Origin of the sequence: Plantactinospora sp. ZYX-F-223, assembly GCF_039649625.1 — a bacterium.
GTDB lineage: Bacteria > Actinomycetota > Actinomycetes > Mycobacteriales > Micromonosporaceae > Plantactinospora.
The window spans coordinates 1-21,008 of sequence record NZ_JBDJAV010000053.1 but is presented as its reverse complement, the minus strand read 5'-3'; the positions used below and the strand labels follow the sequence as shown (position 1 = coordinate 21,008).

General features: G+C 69.0%; 20 protein-coding genes. 7 read left to right on the top strand and 13 right to left on the bottom strand.

What is annotated here, in order from left to right; all coding sequences use genetic code 11:
- Positions 1–47: 47 nt before the first annotated feature.
- From AAH979_RS35740 to AAH979_RS35725, 4 genes are all read right to left on the bottom strand, one after another.
- A complete protein-coding gene (locus AAH979_RS35740; RefSeq protein ID WP_346262551.1) occupies positions 48–1,667 on the bottom strand; it encodes an anchored repeat ABC transporter, substrate-binding protein in 1,620 nt (539 codons plus the stop codon).
- Positions 1,668–1,785: 118 nt separating this feature from the next.
- Entirely contained in the window at positions 1,786–3,360 is a 1,575-nt protein-coding gene (locus AAH979_RS35735) for a TIGR03773 family transporter-associated surface protein (protein ID WP_346262550.1), read from the bottom strand.
- A 71-nt stretch (positions 3,361–3,431) separates the two neighbouring features.
- Complete coding sequence (locus AAH979_RS35730) at positions 3,432–4,640, bottom strand: DUF916 domain-containing protein (RefSeq protein WP_346262549.1); 1,209 nt, start codon at positions 4,638–4,640, stop codon at positions 3,432–3,434.
- A 396-nt stretch (positions 4,641–5,036) separates the two neighbouring features.
- Positions 5,037–5,237 (bottom strand): hypothetical protein, encoded by a 201-nt coding sequence (locus tag AAH979_RS35725; RefSeq protein ID WP_346262548.1) that lies wholly within the window; start codon positions 5,235–5,237, stop codon positions 5,037–5,039.
- 211 nt (positions 5,238–5,448) lie between these two features.
- Here AAH979_RS35725 and AAH979_RS35720 point away from each other — a divergent pair, with 211 nt between their 5' ends.
- Together AAH979_RS35720 and AAH979_RS35715 are read left to right on the top strand one after the other, a co-directional pair.
- A complete protein-coding gene (locus AAH979_RS35720; protein ID WP_346262547.1) occupies positions 5,449–5,631 on the top strand; it encodes a hypothetical protein in 183 nt (60 codons plus the stop codon).
- Positions 5,632–5,773: 142 nt separating this feature from the next.
- Positions 5,774–6,370, top strand: coding sequence for a tetratricopeptide repeat protein (locus AAH979_RS35715; RefSeq protein ID WP_346262546.1), 597 nt, complete (start codon positions 5,774–5,776; stop codon positions 6,368–6,370).
- Between the two features lie 713 nt (positions 6,371–7,083).
- Here the strand turns inward: AAH979_RS35715 and AAH979_RS35710 are convergent.
- Complete coding sequence (locus AAH979_RS35710) at positions 7,084–7,662, bottom strand: ricin-type beta-trefoil lectin domain protein (protein ID WP_346262545.1); 579 nt, start codon at positions 7,660–7,662, stop codon at positions 7,084–7,086.
- A 275-nt stretch (positions 7,663–7,937) separates the two neighbouring features.
- Between AAH979_RS35710 and AAH979_RS35705 the strand changes: the two genes are divergently transcribed.
- Positions 7,938–8,102, top strand: coding sequence for a hypothetical protein (locus AAH979_RS35705; protein WP_346262544.1), 165 nt, complete (start codon positions 7,938–7,940; stop codon positions 8,100–8,102).
- A gap of 388 nt (positions 8,103–8,490) precedes the next feature.
- Here AAH979_RS35705 and AAH979_RS35700 read toward each other — a convergent pair whose 3' ends face one another.
- Complete coding sequence (locus AAH979_RS35700; protein ID WP_346262543.1) at positions 8,491–8,700, bottom strand: hypothetical protein; 210 nt, start codon at positions 8,698–8,700, stop codon at positions 8,491–8,493.
- Between the two features lie 672 nt (positions 8,701–9,372).
- Between AAH979_RS35700 and AAH979_RS35695 the strand changes: the two genes are divergently transcribed.
- Positions 9,373–9,951 (top strand): TetR/AcrR family transcriptional regulator, encoded by a 579-nt coding sequence (locus AAH979_RS35695; RefSeq protein WP_346262542.1) that lies wholly within the window; start codon positions 9,373–9,375, stop codon positions 9,949–9,951.
- A 5-nt stretch (positions 9,952–9,956) separates the two neighbouring features.
- Positions 9,957–10,604: a lysophospholipid acyltransferase family protein gene (locus tag AAH979_RS35690; protein WP_346262587.1), complete on the top strand. Its 648-nt coding sequence runs from the start codon at positions 9,957–9,959 to the stop codon at positions 10,602–10,604.
- A gap of 102 nt (positions 10,605–10,706) precedes the next feature.
- Here the strand turns inward: AAH979_RS35690 and AAH979_RS35685 are convergent, their stop codons facing one another.
- Complete coding sequence (locus AAH979_RS35685; RefSeq protein WP_346262541.1) at positions 10,707–10,955, bottom strand: zinc-ribbon domain-containing protein; 249 nt, start codon at positions 10,953–10,955, stop codon at positions 10,707–10,709.
- A gap of 1,615 nt (positions 10,956–12,570) precedes the next feature.
- On the opposite strand from AAH979_RS35685, the gene AAH979_RS35680 reads away from it, so the two are divergent.
- A complete protein-coding gene (locus AAH979_RS35680) occupies positions 12,571–14,139 on the top strand; it encodes a DUF6055 domain-containing protein (RefSeq protein ID WP_346262540.1) in 1,569 nt (522 codons plus the stop codon).
- A gap of 652 nt (positions 14,140–14,791) precedes the next feature.
- Here AAH979_RS35680 and AAH979_RS35675 read toward each other — a convergent pair.
- From AAH979_RS35675 to AAH979_RS35655, 5 genes are all read right to left on the bottom strand, one after another.
- Entirely contained in the window at positions 14,792–15,163 is a 372-nt protein-coding gene (locus AAH979_RS35675) for a metalloregulator ArsR/SmtB family transcription factor (protein ID WP_346262539.1), read from the bottom strand.
- Between the two features lie 328 nt (positions 15,164–15,491).
- Positions 15,492–16,313 carry a sulfite exporter TauE/SafE family protein gene (locus AAH979_RS35670; RefSeq protein ID WP_346262538.1) on the bottom strand — a complete coding sequence of 274 codons (822 nt, stop codon included), beginning with the start codon at positions 16,311–16,313 and terminating at the stop codon, positions 15,492–15,494.
- Positions 16,279–16,899, bottom strand: coding sequence for an ABC transporter substrate-binding protein (locus AAH979_RS35665; protein WP_346262537.1), 621 nt, complete (start codon positions 16,897–16,899; stop codon positions 16,279–16,281). The genes AAH979_RS35670 and AAH979_RS35665 overlap by 35 nt, the downstream gene beginning before the upstream one ends.
- The gene (locus tag AAH979_RS35660) at positions 16,797–17,372 is read right to left on the bottom strand and encodes an ABC transporter substrate-binding protein (RefSeq protein ID WP_346262536.1); all 576 of its coding nucleotides are present in this window, start codon (positions 17,370–17,372) and stop codon (positions 16,797–16,799) included. The genes AAH979_RS35665 and AAH979_RS35660 overlap by 103 nt, the downstream gene beginning before the upstream one ends.
- Positions 17,373–17,745: 373 nt before the next feature.
- The gene (locus tag AAH979_RS35655) at positions 17,746–18,141 is read right to left on the bottom strand and encodes a metalloregulator ArsR/SmtB family transcription factor (protein ID WP_346262535.1); all 396 of its coding nucleotides are present in this window, start codon (positions 18,139–18,141) and stop codon (positions 17,746–17,748) included.
- A gap of 149 nt (positions 18,142–18,290) precedes the next feature.
- Here AAH979_RS35655 and AAH979_RS35650 point away from each other — a divergent pair, with 149 nt between their 5' ends.
- On the top strand, positions 18,291–20,195 hold the full coding sequence (locus tag AAH979_RS35650) for a heavy metal translocating P-type ATPase (protein WP_346262586.1): 1,905 nt from the start codon (positions 18,291–18,293) through the stop codon (positions 20,193–20,195).
- An 89-nt stretch (positions 20,196–20,284) separates the two neighbouring features.
- Here AAH979_RS35650 and AAH979_RS35645 read toward each other — a convergent pair whose 3' ends face one another.
- Complete coding sequence (locus tag AAH979_RS35645) at positions 20,285–20,497, bottom strand: hypothetical protein (protein ID WP_346262534.1); 213 nt, start codon at positions 20,495–20,497, stop codon at positions 20,285–20,287.
- Positions 20,498–21,008: the final 511 nt, after the last annotated feature.

Sequence of the window (21,008 nt, the reverse complement as noted above, 5' to 3'; positions counted from 1 at the left end):
GGATGAGCGGCGCGACCGCGTCCGTCCTGCCGTCACTGGTTCCTCCCTCATCGTGCCGTGGTCAGGCAGTCGTGCAGCGATTCGGCGTTGAACCGCATCATCTGGGCGTAGGTGGTGACGCCGTCGTCGAGGGTGTCGCCGTAGATCCGGCAGATCCGCAGCCCCTCTTCCCGGGCCACCTCGGTCAGGGTGGTGGAGCGGGCGGCCAGGTTCGGTTCGAGGAAGACGGCGGGGATGTCGAGGTTGCGGATCGTCTCGGTGAGCCGGCGCCGGTCGGCCAGGCTCGGCTCGGTGGCGGGGTTCGGGGTGACGAAGCCCGAGATCTCGATGCCGTACGCCTGGCCCAGGTAGCCGAACGCGTCGTGGGTGGTGACCAGGTGGCGCCGCGACGACGGGATCCGGGCGATCGTGTCCCGGACGAACCCGTCGAGTCGTTCGAGCTGCGCGATGTAAGCGGTGGCGTTGGCGCGGTACGACGCCGCACCCAGCGGGTCGGCCCCGATCAGCGTGTCCCGAATCAGCTCGACGTAGGAGATGGCGTTGCGGACGTTCTGCCACAGGTGCGGATCGATCTCGCCGTGCACGTGCTTGCCGAGCACCGCCTGGGGAAGCTGGTAGACCTGGGTACCGGGTCGGCCGAGGAAACGGAACCTGCGGTCGCCGGGCACCTCCCGCAGTGCCTTGTTCGGCACCTCGATCACCGTGCGGGCTGGGTCGTACACCCGCTGGTTTGCCTCGCCGCTGCCCTCCGGGTCGGCGAACAGGTACAGCCGCCCCTGGTCGAGGTCCACGCTGATGTCCGCGTGCCCGGAATTCAGTACCGCCGCGCCCGCCATCCCCGGCACCGAATGCGGATCCACCCCGACGGCGAAGGTGAAGACCTGCTCGCCCATCGGGATGGGCGCGCTGTCCGGGGTGACCGCGAGCTGGGCCCGCACCGTCAGCCGGTAGACGCCCGGCTTGGTGAACGCCCAGCTCATGTGGGTGTGTGCGTCCGGTGGCAGGGCTGCGGTGTCGTCCCGGTAGCCGTTGGCGGGGTCGAACCCGTCGGTGGAATCGACATAGAACGACGGGGTGCCGAACGACTCGGTCAGGTAGGCGACGACCCCGCCCGGCCCCTGCACGGCGGTGGCGCGCAGCAGCACGTCGGAGGAGCGGTTGGCGCCGTGCGCCGTGCCGGTGCCCCGGACCCGCATGCCGAGCCAGATGGTGTCCAGCGAGACGTCCTCCACCAGCGGGATGATCTCCGCCGCGTACTTCACCGCGCCCTCGGCCAGCGAGATGTTCGGTACGCCGTCCCGCAGATTCGCGTCCAGGGCCTTGATGATGGCCTGCTCCTCCAGAAGCAGGTAGTTGCTGAACGCGACGTCGGCGTACACGACGTTGCGGACGTCGCGCAGCGACGGCTCGTAGCTGTGCGGGTCGGCCCCGTCCGGCACGAGGGCACTGACCCGTACCCGGTCACCACCGACGTGGCTGACCAGGTCGCGCAGGATGCCGGTGGTGGCGACGACCTGGACCCGCTCGTCGTGTGCGCTCAGCGTCACCTCCGACCGGCAGCCGGCGGTCAGCACCCCGACCAGCAGCGGCGCCAGCAACACCAGCCGGATCCGCGAGCCGGTCCGGCGAGCGTGCGAGTGGGCCCGGGTAACAGCGGCAGCAGGCATCCGGCCCCCTCCTGACGTCTCGGCGCGACGCGGCGCCGGTCGGTCCTCGCCACCGTTCCGCCGCGTCGCGCCGCACGATAACATGAAAATGGGAATGGTTATCAACTCTGTGAAGCCACTATCCGGTGGTTGTCGTCCGGGTTCCGGGCCCGCCGCGACGTCGCGCGACGAACCGCAGCAGCGCCCCGGCCAGTACGAGAAGCAGGCCCCCGGCAACCGCCGTGACAACCCACGAGGTGCCGGTACGCGGCAGCCTGCCGTCGCCACCGGAACCGTCGCCCGATCCGTCGCCGGAGCCGCCGCCACCGAAGCCCGGGTTCGGATCGGTGTCGTCGCCCACCGCTATCGCCAAGGTCCTGGCGTCGGTGACCGCCCTGCCGTCCGTGGTGGTGCCGCTCATCTGCACCTTCAGCCGGTAGAGGCCCGGCTCGCTGAACGCCCAGTTTCCGTGCGCGTGTGTGTTCGGCGGGATCGCGAGCCGCTGGGGCAGGGACTTGGCCGAGTCGAAGAGCACGTCGGCGTTGCCGAACGATCCGGTCAGGAAGAGCGTAAACCGGCCCGGACCGTCTACTCCGGCGAGAGTCCAGGTCACGTCGCCCCGGGTCCCGGAGACCACCGACTCGTGCTGGGTGTTCCAGCCCGGCCAGACGATCCCGGACCGCTGCGCCTGCGGCAGCAGCCAGACCTCGTCGCCCTCGTCGCCCAGGAAGTCCGCCCCGGCCGGGACCGTCGTCTTCGCGTTGTCCTTGACCTGCAGGACCACGTCGGCCAGTTCCCGCCACACCGCCGGGGTGACCGTGTCGTCCTTGATCCGGATCGTCCAGTCCCCGCCCACCAGTTGCGGCCCCATGTCCACGTGCCCGTCGGAGATCACCTTGCGCTCGCCGGCGGCCGGAGCGGCGTTCGCCACCACCGGCGGCGAGGCCGCGGGGGACGGCGCCGGCGCGGCCCGCGGCGCACCCGGAAGTGCCCTGGCCTGGGTCTGCGGCGACGGCCGGACGGTCTCGACCGGCGCCGCCGCCACGGCGGGCGGCGGCAGCGCCGGTCCCGGCCGCAGGGTCGGGACGGTGACCTGGTACGTCGCCTCGGCGGTCACCGTCCCGCCCGTCGCCAACGTCGCCGACGAGCCGAGGGTGAGCCGGTAGTCACCGGCCGCGTCGAACGCCCAGATGACCTGGGTGCGGGTCGCGACCGGCAGCGACGCCTCCCGGGCGCCCACGCCGAGCAGCTGCCGGGCCGTGCCCAGGCCGGACACCGTATAGGCGGTGAACCGGCCGGGCCCCTGCACCGCCGCCAGCGAGATGGTCACCGCGTCGCCCCGGACCACGCCCCGTCCCACGCCCGTGGTGTCGAACGCGGGCAGACCCTGGTCTCCGGAGGTCAGCGACCAGACCGCCTGACCGGGCGCACCGAGGAACGAGAACGCCGGATTGTCCGGCACCCGTACCGCGACGCCGCCCTCCGGGCTCAGCAGCACGTCGGCCGGGTCGTGCCCGACCGCTTGCCTGGCTATCTGGGTCGCGTCGCGGACGCGCATCGAAAGGTCACCGTCGGCGACCGAGAGGGACACCAGGTCCGCCCCCGCCGGGTCGACCGGCGCCGGCGCGGCGCGCACCGGTGCGGCAGCGCCGGTCAGCGCCAGTACGGCCAGGGCGAACCCGGCCGCGCCGACGCGCAGATGTGCTGTTCTCATCATCCTCCCTGCCCTTGCTCCACTGAAAGTTGTCGATGTCGCGGCCGGCTCGTCCGAACTCCTCGTCCGGGTCACGATTCGCTCCCCGGGGGCGCCGTCGGCGTCTCCGGTGCGGTTTCCGGCGTACGGCTCTCCGGCTGTCGCGGCCTGCCGCCGGTGCCGCTCGGCTGTTCGGCCGGCGTCGCGGCGACCGTCGCGACGGCTTCGGCGCGGCCCTGCTCGCGGGCGGCGGCGACGGCCTGCTCCAGGTGCCGGGCCGCGCGGCGGCGCCTGCGGCGGCGAGCCGTCAGGAGGGCCCACACCGCGCCGGCGACAAGGGCGACGAGTAGTAGGTGGAACCATGGCACGGCCCAGACGGTGGTCACCTGCGACGCCGTCGCCGGCGCCGGGTCGCGCACCTGACTGTCGACGGCCGCCGGGACGACGGTGGTGGTGACCGTGAGCCGGAACAACGGAGGCACCCCGGGTAGCCGGACGGTGGCCTGGATCGCGTCACCGGGAAGGATCTGCGGCAACGCCGCGCCGGACGCGCCGCGGCGGCCGAGGCCGAAGAGCCCGGCGGCGTCGATCGCCGGCTGACCGGCGAGCCGCACGTTCCCGGTGTTGCGGATCGTGGCCGTGGCGACGATCTCGCCGCCGCCGAACGGATTGGCGGAACCACGGTGACGTACCTGAAGGTCCTCCAGGGCCAGCGCCGGGCGCAGTTCGCCGGTGACCCGAAGGTAGATCCGCGCGCCGACCCGGTGGTCGACCGCGACCTGGTTTCCCTGGCGGTCGGTGCTGGTGGCGGCGAGTGTGGCCACGATGCCGCCGGTGTGGTCGCCCGGGGTGGCATTGTCGGGCACCGTCAGGGTGAACGGCACGTCGACCCGGGAGGTCGACGGGATGGTCAGCGTCGAAGCGGTGAGCCGCACCCAGGAGCCGACATCGACCGGCCGTTGCGCCCCGGGCAACAGGTCGAAGCCACCCTGGGGGGTGGTGACGGCGTCGCTGGCGTAGAGACTCAGGGTGAGCGGCCGCGCGGAGTGGTTGGTCACCGCGACGTAGTCCGTCACCTTGGCACCGGGATCGAGTTTGTACCCGAAACTCGCCCGCCCATTCGGTCCCGTCGGGCTCGACGGGGCCACGCCCCAGGTCACCGGCGCCGGGCCGGTTTGGCCGGGCGCGCCGCTGGACGGCGTTGGCGCCGGGACCGGCCCGGGCGCGGCAGCCGCCGGGTTCGCGCCGAGGACGACGATGCCGACGGCGGTGGCGGTGGCGATGGCGATGGACAGACGCATGGCGGGGTGGTGGGTCCGTTCGGCTAGGGATGTGACCGGCGCGTGGCCTGCTCGAACTTCGGGGACAGGTGATGCCGGTCGGGCTCCTGTACAGACAGACTATAAGCACATCGGTTTTCGTTTTCATTACGACGCCCGCCACATTGACGGAGGGTGACAGAGGCGCCACTGGCCACCTTCGCTCCGCCGTACTGGAAGCAGTCGGTTCACTGGACGGCGGCGGGCGGACGGCGATCGGCATGCAGGCTCGCTGTGCTCAGGGTTTGGCACGAGGTCCTCGTCCGCGCATTGCTGCTGGAGCCAGCGGGTCACAGTGTCGGCAGATCGCTCCGCCACCAGCCCGCACACCTCGCACACCAGGCGATGGTGCGGCCCGTCACTGGCAGTGCCGGTAGGTCAGTTCTCGTCGCGGTGAAGACATGCACCCGACCGGCGTCGGCCAACGCGTACAGGGGTGCGGTACACCGTGGTCGACCCGACCGCCTGCCCGACCACGCGCAGCCGCTGGTGGATCTCGATCGCGCTCGCCGGGTGCTCCCGCCCGCGCGGCGCGGTGAGCACCAGCCGGCGCTGCGCGGTCGGGGCCAGGCCGGCCACGCGCAGTTCGTCGATCAGGTCGCGCGCAGCTCATCTGCCTTGTTGGTTTCCGGGAGCCTGTCGCGTATGTCAGCGAGCCTTAGGCACGCTGCTCTGGTGGCGGCGCAGGAGTTCCTGGAGGCAACATCACCGCAGCAACCGGTGGGCCGCAAGGCATCGGCTCGATGCCGCGAACCGCGTCCGTCTCGCCTTGGACGAGGTCCGGTTTGCGGTGGACGAGGTCCGCCTCGCGGTGGACGAGACACCGACCGGCGCGGCGCTGTACGCCACCGCCGAGGAGGCCGTGCCCACCCGGGTCATCGCCGACGCGATCAGTCGCGGCCTCGACCTACCGGCGGTCTCCATCCCCGCCGACCAAGCCGGCGATCACTTCGGGTGGATGGCCGAATCGTGACGGTCGATGCCCGGGCGAGAGGTTCGTACCAGTTCGGACCGGTTCTCCGAAGAGGAGCTGGCTCAGCTCTGGGACTTCCGGAGATCAACCGGCGTCGCAGGTACCACACCTACGATGAGTCGGGTCGTCGAAGGAGGCCCTGGTGGGTTTGTTCTCGCGCAAGAGCAGAGACAACCGCTCCGACGTCGAGCAGTCGCGGGCGACGTACCAGCGCGCCCTGGCGCTGTTCGACCAGAAGCGCTGGTCGGAGGCAGCCGATGGGTTCGCCGAGGCAGCCGGCGCCGATCCGGGCTCGTCGAGCTGCCAGCTGTTCCTCGGGGTCTCGCTAACCAACGCCGGTCGGTGGGAGGAGGCACTCGAGCCGCTGCGCGCGTGCCTCGACCTGCGACCGGAGTACTCCGAGGCGCACAACGCGCTCGGCATGGCCCTCGGCAAGCTCGGCCGCTTCGCGGAAGCCGACGAGCACATCGTGCACGCCGCGCGCCTCGGCCACCCGCAGGCGGCAACCACCATGCGGCGGCGGGGTATCGACTACTGCCGCGAGTGCCACCGGCACGTGCACCGGACGGAGCCGGGGACCTTCGACGTCAACGTGATCTCGCCCAGATTCGGCATGCAGTGCACGGCCTGCGACGAGGTGTTCTGCGTTCCCTGCCTGCTCGGCGACGGCGACTCGGCGATCAACGTGCCGTGCCTGCGATGCGGCGGCGAACTCACTGTGATGGAACTGGACCGCTGAAGCTAGCGGGCACAGCCGCAGCGGTCACTGTCGCGCGGCGGGTCGAGAACGTCCACGGTCATCGTGCATCGGTCTAGACCTCCAACATGCTCCCCCATTGCCGCGCCTTCGATGTCACGGGACTGCAGCGTCGCCGGTTCCAAGCGACATCGAGCGCACAAACCATGAACGGCCGAGAACGCCCCTCGGTGAGCCACCAGCCGGATCACCCGGCACAGGTTGCGGCATCCGCTTCTGCCGCTGTTGCTGCGGCGGGGAGGTCGACGGCCGTGGAAGGTAGCGTCTTGCACCTCCCGGATCAGGGCCGACTCGGCGTCCGGATCTGCCGCCGATCGCAAGTTGTGGATCCTGCACCCTTGCAGCGAGGCCCAGGCCCCTGGACCGCGTCCGCCAACCGGGTCGGCTCCGCCAAGCCGCGCCGACACCCGCAGAGCCGCACCCTGTCAAGCTCCCGGGTGGTACCCGGCGTCAGCCACCTCTTCGAGAAGCCCGGAACCCTCGAACAGGTGGCCCGGGAGGCAGCGGACTGGTTCGTGATCCGTCTGCCCGGCCGGAGCGATTTCAGGAGCCCACTGGTGTGGCATCCACTGACGTCCCACTCGAGAACCCGCTAACTCGACTGCCACAGGTGAGCCGAGAGCTCCGCCGCAGATTGGTGCCGGCGAGACTCTCGGCTCAGAGAACAACGGATCAGAGGTATGCCGCCAGGAATTCTAGACGAGGTCCCACTTCTGATAGTTGAGGTCGTTGCAGCCATAGGCCCGCAGCCCGTACTCGAAACTGTCGTCGAGACAACGACCGGTGTGCGAATTGCGCAGGGTCTCGACCACGCTGTAGCCCCATGTCTGGTACGCCGACCAGTTGCAGCCATAGGCCCGCAGCCCGTACTCGAAACTGTCGTCGAGGCAACGGCCGGTTGCCATGTTCTGCCAGGTGCCGAGGGCGGCACTTATCGTCCACTTCTGGTACGCCGAGCCATTGCAGCCATAGGCTCGCAGCCCGTATTCGAAGCTGTCGTCGAGGCAGCGGCCAGTATTATGGTTACGGGCACCCCAGATTTCTTGAGCGGCGCTGGTGCGTGCGACTACAGTATTTTGGTTATGGGCATCCCAGGTTTCTGGAGCGGCGCTGGCGGGTGCGGTGGTGACCGTGACGGCCGCCGCCGCGATGGCAAACATCGCGACGGCGATCGCCATGGGGCGAACCATGCGATACCAGATTAGCCTTTGGATTTTCAACATCTCCCCCTGCTTCGAATGGTCGACTGATGCCTTGGCCGGATCGGCAAGCATTTCTCTCCATCCCGGTTCATGCCTGTTTCGGGATAAACGTTACGCGCTCGGCACTTACATACGGCTTTCATGTCGCTGTCACCGAGCCCGAGCCCACGTAAGCGGTCTGGCGCGCCTACCAACCATCCGAACGAGCAGGCGGTTTCCGTTGCCCTGTCGGGCGAAGCATGGGCTCTGCTGTGGTCGTCCCCGACCGGACGGGCGGAGGCAGCCGAACGACTCGGAAGAACCGAATTAGGCGCCCTGACGGAACTGGATCGGCCGAGTCCGCCGCCGTGCGCTACGTCGCCCTCAACGACACCGACCACCACACCCACACCCAACAGGACGCGGCAATCGGCGCGTACATCCGCTGGCGCAACCAACGAGCCCGCCCCAAGACCACAATCGCCGCCGGTTCCAAGATCCGCCACCCGGATTACCCGTTCAAGGCTGCGTGACGCGGCACTAGTCTCCCAAGAACCATAGGTACAGATGGGAGCCATTCTCGACCTGCCTACACAGCCTTTCAATCTCGGATGCAGCATCATCTCCAATAACATCGCACACAGATTGACTTGAGACCTCCAGCCGAAGCCGCTCAGCCTGCCGCGAGTTGAACATCGTATCCGCATAAGGAAGCAGGCTGCTCAAATACGGAAACCGACCTTGATCTACCTGTCCCAGCGCCTCGGACCAATTCACTCCACAGGACCCATGGGCCACGACTTCGCCAGTCTCCCCACGCACTTGCATATGGATCACGTAAACGCCTCAATACTCAGGATGAACAGATTCAACGACCCAGGTTGTCCGGGCGACCTGTACCGTTCGAGAATTCGGTTTTGGCTACGCGGCTTGCTCGTACTCGTTGATCAACCCGTGGACCACCTTCCTGCGCCGTACCGGCACCGCACCCAGATCATCGACCTTTCGCCGGAAGCCTGTCCCGCTCGGGTGGGCATTGTCCGCAGGACCTGGTGCGGCCGATGCCGCCCAGTCACTGGTCGGGTTGGTCGTGGCCCCCAGCAGGTGTACCCGCCGGGTGGCGATCTCCATGAGGACCAGTACGCAGATGCGGGTCAGGCCGATCGTGTCGACGTGTAGAAAGTCTCAGGAAAGGATGCCTTTGGCCTGCGCGGCGAGGGACTCGGTCCAGGTCGGTCCCGCCCGCCGCGGGGCCGGGCCCACACCAGCCTTGTCAGAATCGCCCAGACCGTGCTTGCCAGCAAGTCGGTAGCCCAGGCTGGCCAACTCGCCCTGGATGCGCCGACACCCCAGATCGGGTTGTCCCGGGCCAGCCGCAGCACCAACAGGCGCACCTCGGACGTGACCGGTGACTACGGATCAGAAGGTTAGGGGTTCGAATCCCTTCGGGCGCGCAAGATCAAGAGGCGTCTGACCTGTGGAGGTATGGGTCGGGCGCCGTTTGCGTTTCCGTCCCCCGTGGACGGTTGGGTGCTCGGTGGGTACTCCTGCGATGAGCATCCCCCACGTCCCACCCGGTCCGGCCGTGTCCCGTCGGATCCGGAATCGTTCCGGCGCCGCCGAACGGTGTAAGCATGGGTAGGCGGCCGGGTGCCCCCGAAGGCGCCGACGCCCTCACTCCAAGACAGCCGTGACCCGTCCGGCACGGCACGGAGGTGGTCGGAGGAGGAGGTTGGGTCCGGCGGCCAACACGGCAGGCAGGATGAGTAGACGTTGTCTACTGGTAGCTGGTAGACATTGTCTATGGAAGCTGACGAGGGCCTGCGCGATCGCCTTATCCGTGTCGGCGGCGAACTACTCGACACCGAGGGCCCGTCCGCGGTGTCGCTGCGAGAAATCGCCCGACGCGCCGGCGTCTCGCACGGTGCGCCGCGCCGCTACTTTCCCACCCACCTGGAGTTGCTGTCGGCTATCGCCCACGACGGGTTCACCGACCTCGCCGCCCGGGTGACCGCGGCCTTGGCCGAGGCACCCAGCGACTCACACGTCCGGCTCGCCACGCTCGCCCGGGTCTACCTGGACTTCGCCGTCGCCCGCCGCGGCCGGTACGAACTGATGTTCCGCCACGACCTGCTGGAGAGCGGCCGCCTGGGACTGCGCGATACCAGTCTCCCGCTCTTCCGACTCCTCACCGACCTGGTCGCGCAGGCCCGGCCCGAGCCCGAGCCGCCAGCCCAGGTCGTCGCCGGAGCACTGTGGGCCAACCTGCACGGCATCGCCCAACTCTGGAACTGGGGCAGCCTCACCCTCGCGACCGGCGCCACCGATCCGGCTGCGCTGCTCGACGCCGCCCTCACCGCCCACCTCGGACCCGCTGCATGACCCGCATCCCACCCCTGTACGGCCTGGCCCAGCACACCATCGGCCGATACCTGAATCATTCCTGGCGTCCCACCGTCACCGGCCTCGGTCACCTCCCCGATACCGGGGGTGCGATCCTGGCCCCCAACCACCTGTCGGTCGCCGACCAGTTGTTCCTCGGAATCCTGACGCCCCGGCACATCGCCTTCTGGGCCAAGGCCGAATACTTCCGCTCTCCCGGGCCCCGCGGCCTCCTCACCCGGCGGGTCATCACCGGCATGGGCGCCATCCCGGTCGAGCGCGGCAATGGCCGAGCGGCCCTCGCGGCATTCGACGCCGCCCTGCCCGTACTCCGCTCCGGCGGCCTGGTAGCCGTCTTCCCCGAGGGCACCCGTTCTCCCGACGGCCGCCTCTATCGAGGCCGCACCGGCGCGGTTCGCCTCGCCCACCAGGCCGGCGTCCCCATTATCCCGGTCGGCATCCGCGGCACAGACCAGGTGCGCCCGCCCGGGTCACGCTTTCCCCGGCGCCACCCGATCAGCATCACCTTCGGGCCAGCCATCCCGGTGCACATCGAGGCGCCGGCGGACATCCGCCGACTCACCGACACCCTGATGGCCACCATCCAGTCCCTCACCTGCCAGGAGTACGTGCCGCACTACGCCCGGACTTGACCGCAAGGCGTCTACCGCGCGAGGCATCGGACTTCCCGTCAACCCCAGCCAAGATCAAAGGGCGCACATCTAGCCGCCGACCGGGGGTCGCTGCGCAGCCGGTCAGCGCGGCGCTGCGGCAAGCAGTCGGCGTGCCTCGCCCGCTCCGATGTCGGTGCGCGCGCCGCAGAGCGGGTTGGTGCAGTGGAGCGCGTGCTTCGTCCGGACTCGGAACAGCGGTACGAAGAAGAGGCTGAACCGAGTGGTCTCGCGCACCAGCAGCATGCTGCCGGGCTGCCCGCAGACCCGGCAGACCATCGGGACCAGCCCCAGCCGCTCCGACTTGGTGCGCAAACCGAAGATCAGAAACATGCGGTACCCCTGTTCGCCTGGATCTCGTCCGCTGTAGGTGCGCGGACTCTCCCATGGTGATACCCCGATGACAGCCGGCTCAGCCCCGGACGCCGATCCAGCTGGCTCGGACCCGAGCCAGCTCGATGCCATCCGGGCCGTACAGGGTGCTGTGCACGAGGCCCTGCGATCCTCGGCCGAGACGAGGCGCCGTGCACCGGTCGCCGGGGTTGGACTGCCGGCCAGCCGTACGGCGATCGCTCATCTGGTCGAGGACGCCGACGGCGAGCGGGAGGGGCGGACCCGTTGTACTGCCCGGTTCCCGTGCGGAGGGCCGAGTGTAACAACTGATCGAGTACATCTCCCCGAGCTCTGGAGACTCACCTGGAGAGACGTCGACCCCGCCGGGCGGCCCGGGTTCGACCCGGCCGGTGTCGCGGAACTGGTGCGGGTGCTGCCGCCGGCCGCCGAGGTCCCGGCCGTCTGACGGGCAGCAAGCCGACCTCGATGTCACACGCGGGCTATCGACCGAATCCACGTTTGGCTGCTGGCGACGCTGGAGTAGTTCTGGATGTTGACGCCGTCTGAAGTGGAGGCGGCGAGCCGGTGCAGCCGGTGTTGCGGGTATAACCCCATCCGAAGATGGAAGTTGTCGACCGACCGGCGGATTGGCGCTGGCGAGGACGACAGTGGGACCGTCGATGGACCGGTCCAGCTCCATCAGGGCGATATCGAACCGGGTGTGGGTCCGGATCAGGCCGGCGACCGTGCCTCCGCTCGCGTTACGGACACCGCCGACGCGGACGCCCATGGTGCCGCCCACGCAATGCGTCGCGGTCATCACCAACCGAGGGACGATGAACGAAGCGGAGCAGTAGGGATATCCGTTGCGCAAGGTCGTCGCGATCCACGGGGCGGACGAGATCACCTCCCCACCAATGATGTACGGCGGGGCGGCGGGAGCAGGTGACGGGGCGGTATGGGCAGCACCTAACGAGCTGCCCCATACCCGCAACGAGCGCGGCGGTCACCGTCAACAGACTGAGGCTACGGCGCATCAGTTCCTCCTGGCCAAGGCTCGATGGGCGCCGATCCGCATCGACGCCCAACTATAGAAAACGATTTCGGCAGCGAACCCGGCGTGGAGGATTTCGGCAACCTGGGGGTCGCTGGCCATGAGCGGCTCCGACGATCCGCGAGTCAAGCGACGTGCTGCGGTCAGGGTTGTGCCGAAGATCAGGCTGGTCAAGCGACCGCTTGTCGCTGGGCCGAGCCCGTCGCCGGACACGTGCTTGCGGGCCGCTGACCCGGGTGGTCGGGCCGAGCTGCACCCGCCCGCCCTTGACGGTGATGCGCATCGATTTTTCGCCCCGAAAAGCTTTCGATCTCGATCTGTCGGCCCTGCCCATACCATTCGGCTCCGTGTCCGACGGAGGAGCGAGGCCTGCCACCCCTTGACATCGACACACGCTGATGTACGATCTTCCGAAAAGGTTTTCGGTCAGCCGCAGGGCCGTGTGGGGCGAGCACTGCATGCATCAGGCCGTCTCAGTCGACTCTGCCCCCGGCACCGTCGGGCGGGGTGTCCCGAAGGGAGCCGCGACGCGCAATCTTCCACACGCAGCCGGGCCGGCCGATGGCGCTGACCGCCGGGGTCTGCGTCCCGGTGCTTGCGGTCAGCCTCCTCGGCGGCCGGGCCTGTGCCGACGAAAGCCCTGGTGCGCCCGCCGATGACGCCGCACCCGGCATCGATGATTATCCAACTGTTGAAGCCAAAGTAATCACCTGGAGAAGGGAGCCTCACGGCATGGTAGCCACGCAAGCGCGAAGGCGCGTCCGCCGGCTCGGAGCCGTCGGCGCCGCGTGCGCAGTACTCGCCGCCGGCCCGCTGGCGGCCGTCGCAGCGGCCCCGGCACACGCCGCCGCATGCAACTCGGTCGACTACGCGGTCACCGCCGAATGCTCACCCCCGCAGGCCCAGCAGGCCAAGCAGTCCCGCGTCCCACGGTTCATCACCGACGCGGGTGCCTACACCGGAAACGCTGTCGAGTCCGAAAACTTCACGGTCCGCTGGGGCAACGCCGTTGACGTCGTCGCCTGGGGGCGCCAGCGCGGGTACGACAACTACCCCCAGTGGGTCGCTAACCACATGGAGGAGATCTGGGACTACTACGTGAACGACATCGGCTGGGTCGACCCGGCCGACCACACTCAGGGTGCGAACTACCGCATCAACCTGTACCTGTGCGGGTCCTGGTCCGGCAATTTCCTACCCAGGGCCAACTGGGCCGGACAGGACGAGATCGGGGCCGGACACATGTGCCTGCCCTACGACAAGACCTGGGACAACTGGGTCGAATCCCACGAGTTCAACCACATCCTCCAGTCCTACGCCAGTGACATCAACGCCGCAAACGGCAACGGCGGTGGCTGGGGTCACGGCAACCCGGTGGCCGGGCCGGTATGGGAGGCGCACGCCAACTACATGGCCCGTATGAAGCGCCCCGAGGTCGTCGTCGGCTCGGGCTACTACGTCGACCGCCAGCACTTCCGCTGGCTCGCCCAGGAGACGTACTACGGCGACTGGATGCTGTTCAACACGATCCGCGACACGTACGGGCCACAGGTCATCAACCAGTTCTGGTACGAGGCGCGGCGGGGCGAGCATCCGATCGACACCATCAAACGCGTCCTCGGCCTGGACCACCAGGAGTTCGCGGAGCTCATCGGCGACTACGCGTCGCGCCAGGTCGTGTACGACTTCTCGGACGGGCAGGCCATCCGCAGCGACCTGTGGCGCGGTGGCGGAGCATACCGACCGCTGCACACCGACCCCCTCCAGAGCCAGGGTGGCGGCCTGTACCGGATCGCGAGCAGCGACGCACCGCACCAGTACGGGCACAACATCTTCCGGCTCAACCCGACCGGCGGACAGGTGAGCGTCCAGTTGCAAGGCCAGTCCACCTTGTCGGGCGCGGACTGGCGCTTCCAGCTGGTCGCCGTCCGCAGCGACTTCTCGGTACGCTACAGCGGTCTGTTCGCTCCGGGGCAGACTGCCAACTTCAGCCTCCAGAGCGGTGAGACGCACCTGATGCTCGTCGTCGCTGCCACACCGTCGCAGCACCGCAACTACACGATGTGGCAGGTCGGAGTCGGCGATCCGTTCCCGTATCAGCTCACCATCACCGGCGCCACCCCGTCGTAAGGAGACGTGACGAACGGGCGGGGACCGCTCCGCCCGTTCACGCAGGAACGGTCAGCAGCTGCATGCCGACCGCGGTGGAGGCCGTCTCGCGCGGCGGAGGCAGTCGGACATCGAGCGTCACGCCGCCGCCGGGTCGGTCAGGCACGCGGATCCGGCTGACCGTAGGCGTTCCTCCAGGACCGGGGCCGTTTTGGTAACGGAGGACCGCAACCTGTGCGTGCATCCGTCGCTACGCGGCGATGGGGACAAGTACGAACCGCGACCGGAGGTCGCCCGCGGACACCTCGCGGTGGCCCTGACGACGTTGCTGACCCACCCGCCGATCCAGGGCGGCAAGGTCCTCAACGCGTTCGCAGGCCCCACCAGTCTGTGAGAATGGTGACGGCCGCGAGAACCGCAGCCAGGATCAGGTACGTGTACCGCCAGCCCCACTGCTTCACCAGACTGGCGGTCGTCGGAGCGAAGATGGTGTTGGCAAGTCCGGCGGCAAGTGTCAGCCAGGTGAGCGCCCGCAGGCGCTGTGGACTGGCCAGCGGATTAGCGTGGCGAACGCTGGCGGATAGAGAAGATCGGCTTCCTGACTCGTGTTGATCACAGAACGTCGGCAGGTCCCGGGACACAGTTGGCGAGGGCCGGTCTTCGACGCTGCCGGTCAGCGGGTCTTCTTCGTCGCCCGCTTGCGGGGCGGCGTCAACAGGTCGGCGATCGCCGCGATCGCGGATGGCACCAAGCGGTAGTACGCCCAGACGCCGCGCTTTTCCCGCTCGAGCAGGCCAGCCTCGGTGAGGATCCGAAGGTGATGACTCACGGTCGGCTGGGAAAGCCCGAGCGGCGCGGTGAGGTCGGTCACCGACGCCTCGCCCTCCGGAGCGGACTGGATCAGACTGAGCAGTCGCAGCCGGGCTGGGTCGGCGAATGCCTTCAGCACTCCCGCGAGCCGCTCGGCATCGGCACGCTTGATCGGCTCACCAGCAAGGGGCGAGATGGCAGGCGTCGTAGTTTCCGCAGTTCCCACGTCTTGCATCGTTACAGCAACGCCGCCGGTGGGCCGGTGAAACGAGGGCTAAATCACGGTGAGTTCGCCGGGCGCGTTCTACTGTTCGCCCAGCGTAAGTGCGCCGACGCCACCGCCCGGCTCGTCCTTGCCGCAGCCGACGCATCCACGAAAAGATCAGGAAGCGGGTTCGACGCAACCGCCCTCGACAGCGCCCGAACAACAAGCGACACCCCGCCGGCCCAGTCTCCGAGGTCCACGGCCGGCGTCCGTACCCACTGCCCGGATCCTGGCGGAGGCGAACCGGCCCCAGTGTTCAGGCTGCGGAGACCGGCGCGTCCCAAAGCATCTAGGGTGGTCACTCGGCCGTCGCGTGGCGCCAGACCTTGATCGAGGAGAGCACCAGTAGCGCGGCGAGGCCCGGGACGAGGATCGCGTCGGGAACCACGCCGAGCAGCAGGCCGCCAACTATGGTGCCGGCGATCGAACCGACGGCGAGGGCGATGGTAAGGCGCACGTAGCGACGCAGAACGATGAAGCTGCCGTCGCGGCTGTAACGGGCGAACGCGACGAGCATTGTCGGGAGCGACACTGCCAGGGACAGGCTTCCCGCGATTTTGATATCGGTGCCGAACAGCAGCGTGATCGTGGGAATCAGTAGCTCGCCGCCGGCGACGCCCATGATCGCGGCTACGACGCCGATAAAGAAGCCGGCGACCACGCCGGCCGCGATGACCGCTGCCGGGGCCAGCGTGAGGTGCCCGAGCCTGCCGGCGTGATTGGTGATCAGCGCTGCGGCGATCAGTACCAAGAGCACGGCCAGGATTCGGTAGAGGGTCGACGAGCGCATCCGGGTGGCCCAGGATGCGCCGACCCAGGCGCCGGCCAGGCTGCCGGCCAGCAGATTGAGCACCACGGTCCAGTGCGGGACCAGCGCGGAGAAGGGCACTGCGGCGAGGCGGGCGGGCAAGGCGGTGAGGACCACGACCAGGCTGAGTGTCTTGTTGAGGATGACCGCCTGCAGGGCGGCGAACCCGAACAGCATGATCAGCAGGGGTAGCCGGAACTCAGCGCCACCGAGGCCAATCATGCCGCCGAGGACCCCGACGACGGCGCCCGCAGCAAAGGCCAGAAGCAATGAGGAACTAGCAGCGGAGCGGCGGGTGGCTGGTGTCAGCACCGCTCGAACTTACGTGGCCGCAGGGAGACGGAACGAACGAGCGGCCTCGGAGGTGGGTGCACGCCGCCCGGTCCCCTGCGATACCGTTGCGGTTGAAGCCGAGCATGACGGTGATGTCCGGCTCGCCGTGTAGCACCGTGACCCGCGAGTCCCGGCCGAGAGTGACCGCCTCGGTCGGCGAGATCGGGGCGGGGTAGCTGCCGCCAAGCATGTCCACCTCGCTGGCGCGCAGCGCCGCGACACGCGTCTGTGAATCCTTCCGGACGCTGAACTCGACGCGGTCGATCTTCGGCTTGGTGCCCCAGTAGTCGTCGTTGCGGACCAGCGCGGCCGTCGTAGTCGAGATGCTGTCCAGCTGCCACGGCCCGGTCCCGATCGCCATGGTGAATTTTCCGGAGGCGTCGACGGCCTTGGGACTGAGGAAACCGGGCGGTCGAGTGAACGTCAGCTCCTGCAGCAGCGGGTGATAGGCGCGATCGAGGCTCAGCGCAGCTTCAGCGGCCCGGGCGCCTCGACCTTCGTCATGATCTTCGACGCGGCCAGCCAGTCGTGGGATTCCTTGCCGATCCAGCGTTCGAGGTTCCATTTCGCGGCCTGCTCGTCGAACGGCGTGCCGTCGTGGAACTCCACGCCGGGCCGCAACTCGAAGTCGACCGTGCGGCCGTCCGCCGAGACCTGCCATGACGTGGCAAGACCCGGCTGCGTGCGCGCCCAGCGCTCCGCGAACGCGTTCGCCCGGGCAGCCTGTGGTGGCGTTCGGAGCACCTCGATGCCCTCGGCCTGGAAGACGGTGTCGAACATGGCGGTGTACTTGGGGTCCCGGTCCCGGACAAGGTACCGGAACCGGTGGGCCCGCTCCCCCAGGTCCAGCATCAGGTTGCGGGCCTGCTGCACCACCCAGTCACCGGTTGGGTTGGTCGAGGCCCCCAGCAGGTGTACCCGGCGGGTCGCGATCTCCAAGAGGAACAGTACGGAGATGCGAGTCAGGCCGATGGTGTCGACCTGCAGAAAATCGCACGCCAGGATGCCTTTGGCCTGCGCGGTGAGAAACTTGTCCACGTCGATCCCGCCCGCCGTGGTGCCGGGCCCACACCAGCCCGAGTCGGAATCGCCCAGACCGTGCTGGCCCCGCCCGCCAACTCGCCCTGGATACGCCGGCATCCCCAGGTCGAGTTGTTCCCATCCAGCCGCAGCACCAACTCCCGCACCTCGGCCGTGACCGGTGGGCGCCCCGGCCGCCGCCTCGGATAGGTTCAATGCCGCCCTCGTACACCTGTGGAGCCGATAGCGCCTGGTCGCGACTGGCGAATTTGCTGATCATCGAACCTGTCGCCTCGTCGGGCGCGTACGTCGCGCTGACGGTTTCTCCGCTGGCGTCGCGCCGCCTGGTGGGTTGCGCCAGACTTCGCGATGTTCTCAGCGGCGTTGATGCCTACACCCTGCCGCTGCCGCGGTTGTGGGTCGCGCTGATCGTTGGCGCTATCGGGTGTCCGGGGGTGTCGGGCAGGTCGCGGTCGATGTGGTCGGCGTGGAAGAGAGCTTGCCGGAGCAGGCCGCGGACGTGTTCGTCGGCTGCGGAGTAGTAGACGAATGTTCCTTCGCGGCGGCCTTTGACCAGGCCGGCGAGCCGGAGTTTGGCCAGGTGCTGGCTGACGGCGGTGGGGGCGGCGCCGGCGAGTTCGGCGAGGCAGGCCACCGACGACTCGCCCTGCAGTAGCGCCCACAGCACCTTGATCCGGGTCGGGTCGGCCAGTAGGCGGAACGTCTCGGCCGCCAGGTGCACCTGCTCCTCGTTGGGCATGTCGAAATCCGGCATCGACGTATGCATGGCCAGAGCATAGCCCTTACCTAGCTGCTTGCGTATCTGCATGTCTGCGCATATATGCTTTCTGGGTGACGACGAGTCTTGCGGATCCATCGGCGCCGCCGCCCGCCCGGACAGCCGGCCCAGGGCTACGCGGTCCGCGGCGCACCAGCATGTGGTCGCTGCCGGAGGTCCGCTGGGCCGCCGCCGGAACCGGTCTGTTCCTCCTCGGCCTGCTCACCCACGTCACCGGCGGGCCCGACTGGCTGTGGTGGACGTTGTACCTGGCCTGCTACGCCGCCGGCGGATGGGAACCCGGCTGGGCCGGCTTGCAGGCGCTGCGGCAGCGCAAGCTCGACGTCGACCTGCTGATGGTCCTGGCCGCCGTCGGCGCGGCGTCGATCGGGCAGGTCCTCGACGGCGCCCTACTCATCGTCATCTTCGCCACCTCCGGCGCGCTGGAGGCGATCGCGACCAAACGCACCGAGGACTCCGTGGCCAGCCTGCTCGACCTGGCCCCGGAGACCGCCACCCGGCTCACCGCCACCGGCGAGGAGACCGTCGAGGCCGCCGACCTACGCGTCGGCGACATCATCCTGGTCCGACCCGGGGAACGGATCGGCGGCGACGGTGAGGTGGTCGACGGCGCCAGCGAGGTCGACCAGGCCACCATCACCGGCGAGCCGCTACCGGTGACGAAGACGGCCGGTGCCGAGGTCTTCGCCGGCACCCTCAACGGCACCGGAGCGCTGCGGGTGCGGGTCACCCGACCGGCCGCCGACACGATGGTCGCCCGGATCGCCACGATGGTCACCGAGGCCAGCGCCACCAAAGCCAAAGTTCAACTGTTCATCGAGAAAGTCGAACAGCGGTACTCGGTCGGAATGGTCGCCGCCACGATCGCCCTGTTCGTCATCCCCCTGGCGTTCGGCGCGCCGTTCGAGCCGACGCTGCTACGGGCGATGACCTTCATGATCGTCGCGTCGCCGTGCGCGGTGGTCCTGGCCACCATGCCGCCCCTGCTGTCCGCGATCGCCAACGCCGGACGGCACGGCGTGCTGGTGAAATCCGCCGTGGTGATGGAACAACTCGCCACCGTCACCCGGGTGGCCTTCGACAAGACCGGCACTCTCACCACCGGCATCCCGCAGCTGACCGACGTCCGCCCGCTTCGTGGCGCCACGATCAATGCCCGCGACCTGCTCGCCCTCGCCGCCGCCGTGGAGAAGCCGTCCGAGCACCCCCTCGCCCGGGCGATCGTCGCCGCCGCCCACGACGCCGGTGTTCCGATCCCTGCCGCCGACGCGTTCACCTCCACACCCGGACGCGGCGTCGCCGCCCGGGTCAACGGCCATCACATCGAGGTCGGCCGACCAACCGACAGCCGTGCCGGGCACGACGACACGGCACGCGCCGCCGTCGACGAGCTGGAACGTACCGGCCGCACGGCGATCGTGGTCCGGGTCGACGGCGTACCCGCCGGGCTGCTCGGCCTGACCGATCAGGTCCGCCCCGGCGCCGCCGACACGGTGGCCCGACTCACCGCCCTGACCGGAACGACGCCGCAGCTCCTGACCGGCGACAATCCACGCGCCGCCGCCCGGCTCGCCGCCGAGGTCGGTATTACCGACGTCCGCGCCGGCCTGCTGCCGCGGGACAAGGTCGGCATGGTGCAGGAACTACAGGCCCGCGGAGGGCGGGTGGCCGTCGTCGGCGACGGCGTCAACGACGCACCGGGCCTCGCCACCGCCCACGTCGGCATCGCCATGGGCCGCTCCGGATCCGACCTCGCCCTCGACACCGCCGACGCGGTCATCACCCGCGACGAACTCACCACCCTGCCCGCCGTCATCGCCCTCGCCCGCCGCGCCCGCCGGCTCGTCAGCGCGAACCTCGTCATCGCCGGCACCTTCATCGCCGTCCTGGTCACCTGGGACCTCGCCGGCACCCTGCCCCTGCCACTCGGCGTCGCCGGCCACGAAGGCTCCACCATCATCGTCGGCCTCAACGGCCTACGCCTCCTGCGCGACGCCGCCTGGCGTCGCGCGGCCAACCAGCGCCAACAGCGGACCCCGTAACCATCCCACCGGCCGACCACAGCCGCCTGTCCACCACCGTCCGCCTGTCCGGCCTCGCCCTACACCTGCGGGAATGGACCGACGCGGACCTACCCGTGATGGTCGAGCTGTTCAACGACTTCGACGTCGACCGATGAATCCCGCTGCGCGCACCGTTCGACCTGACCGCCCGCACCTACCTCGACCAGGCCCGCGCCCAACGCGCCGAAGGCCGCAGCATCCAACTCGCCATCGCCACCGACGGACACACCGCCCTCGGCGAGATCCTGCTCTTCCGACCGGCCCGCACGGACGACACCCACACGGCCGCATCACCGAACTCGCCTACGCCATCGGCCGCGACCACCGCCGACAGGGGCTGGCCACCCGCGCCGTGCGACTCATGACCATCTACGCCTATCAGCGGCTCGCCATGCAGCAGGTCATCCTGCACATCGCCCCGGACAACACCGCGAGGACCTTGGCTGTCCCGCCCACTGGTGTGGCCAGAAACATTGGGCGCAAACAGAAGCAGGTGCGGCGCGAGCGCCGCAGTCACGCACATCGCGATGATCACCAGACCGGGGATGACCATCCCGACAGCGGGGCCAGGTGGTGCGTCGGTTACGGCGTCGACCGGTGTCGCATTCGCACGACTGGGTGGACATGGTCAGCTCGGCGCTGGAGTCGTCGCGTTAGGGCCGGCCAGCGTTGTGGATTTCGCTGGATGCAACAGGGTGACCGCCGCATGCACGCCGACCACTGGACCATTCGATGCAACCACGGTTACAGTAAGCGCGGTTGCCTAGCTGGAGGGTGGTGGTCGTGGTGGTC

What these genes read in the sequence shown, in the direction of transcription:
- AAH979_RS35740 (WP_346262551.1), bottom strand. Translation starts at nt 1,667, where the DNA reads ATGCCTGCTGCCGCTGTTACCCGGGCCCACTCGCACGCTCGCCGGACC.
- AAH979_RS35735 (WP_346262550.1), bottom strand. Translation starts at nt 3,360, where the DNA reads ATGAGAACAGCACATCTGCGCGTCGGCGCGGCCGGGTTCGCCCTGGCC.
- AAH979_RS35730 (WP_346262549.1), bottom strand. Translation starts at nt 4,640, where the DNA reads ATGCGTCTGTCCATCGCCATCGCCACCGCCACCGCCGTCGGCATCGTC.
- AAH979_RS35710 (WP_346262545.1), bottom strand. Translation starts at nt 7,662, where the DNA reads ATGCTTGCCGATCCGGCCAAGGCATCAGTCGACCATTCGAAGCAGGGG.
- AAH979_RS35700 (WP_346262543.1), bottom strand. Translation starts at nt 8,700, where the DNA reads ATGGAGATCGCCACCCGGCGGGTACACCTGCTGGGGGCCACGACCAAC.
- AAH979_RS35695 (WP_346262542.1), top strand. Translation starts at nt 9,373, where the DNA reads ATGGAAGCTGACGAGGGCCTGCGCGATCGCCTTATCCGTGTCGGCGGC.
- AAH979_RS35685 (WP_346262541.1), bottom strand. Translation starts at nt 10,955, where the DNA reads ATGTTTCTGATCTTCGGTTTGCGCACCAAGTCGGAGCGGCTGGGGCTG.
- AAH979_RS35680 (WP_346262540.1), top strand. Translation starts at nt 12,571, where the DNA reads ATGGCGCTGACCGCCGGGGTCTGCGTCCCGGTGCTTGCGGTCAGCCTC.
- AAH979_RS35675 (WP_346262539.1), bottom strand. Translation starts at nt 15,163, where the DNA reads ATGCAAGACGTGGGAACTGCGGAAACTACGACGCCTGCCATCTCGCCC.
- AAH979_RS35665 (WP_346262537.1), bottom strand. Translation starts at nt 16,899, where the DNA reads ATGGAACCTCGAACGCTGGATCGGCAAGGAATCCCACGACTGGCTGGC.
- AAH979_RS35655 (WP_346262535.1), bottom strand. Translation starts at nt 18,141, where the DNA reads ATGCATACGTCGATGCCGGATTTCGACATGCCCAACGAGGAGCAGGTG.
- AAH979_RS35650 (WP_346262586.1), top strand. Translation starts at nt 18,291, where the DNA reads ATGTGGTCGCTGCCGGAGGTCCGCTGGGCCGCCGCCGGAACCGGTCTG.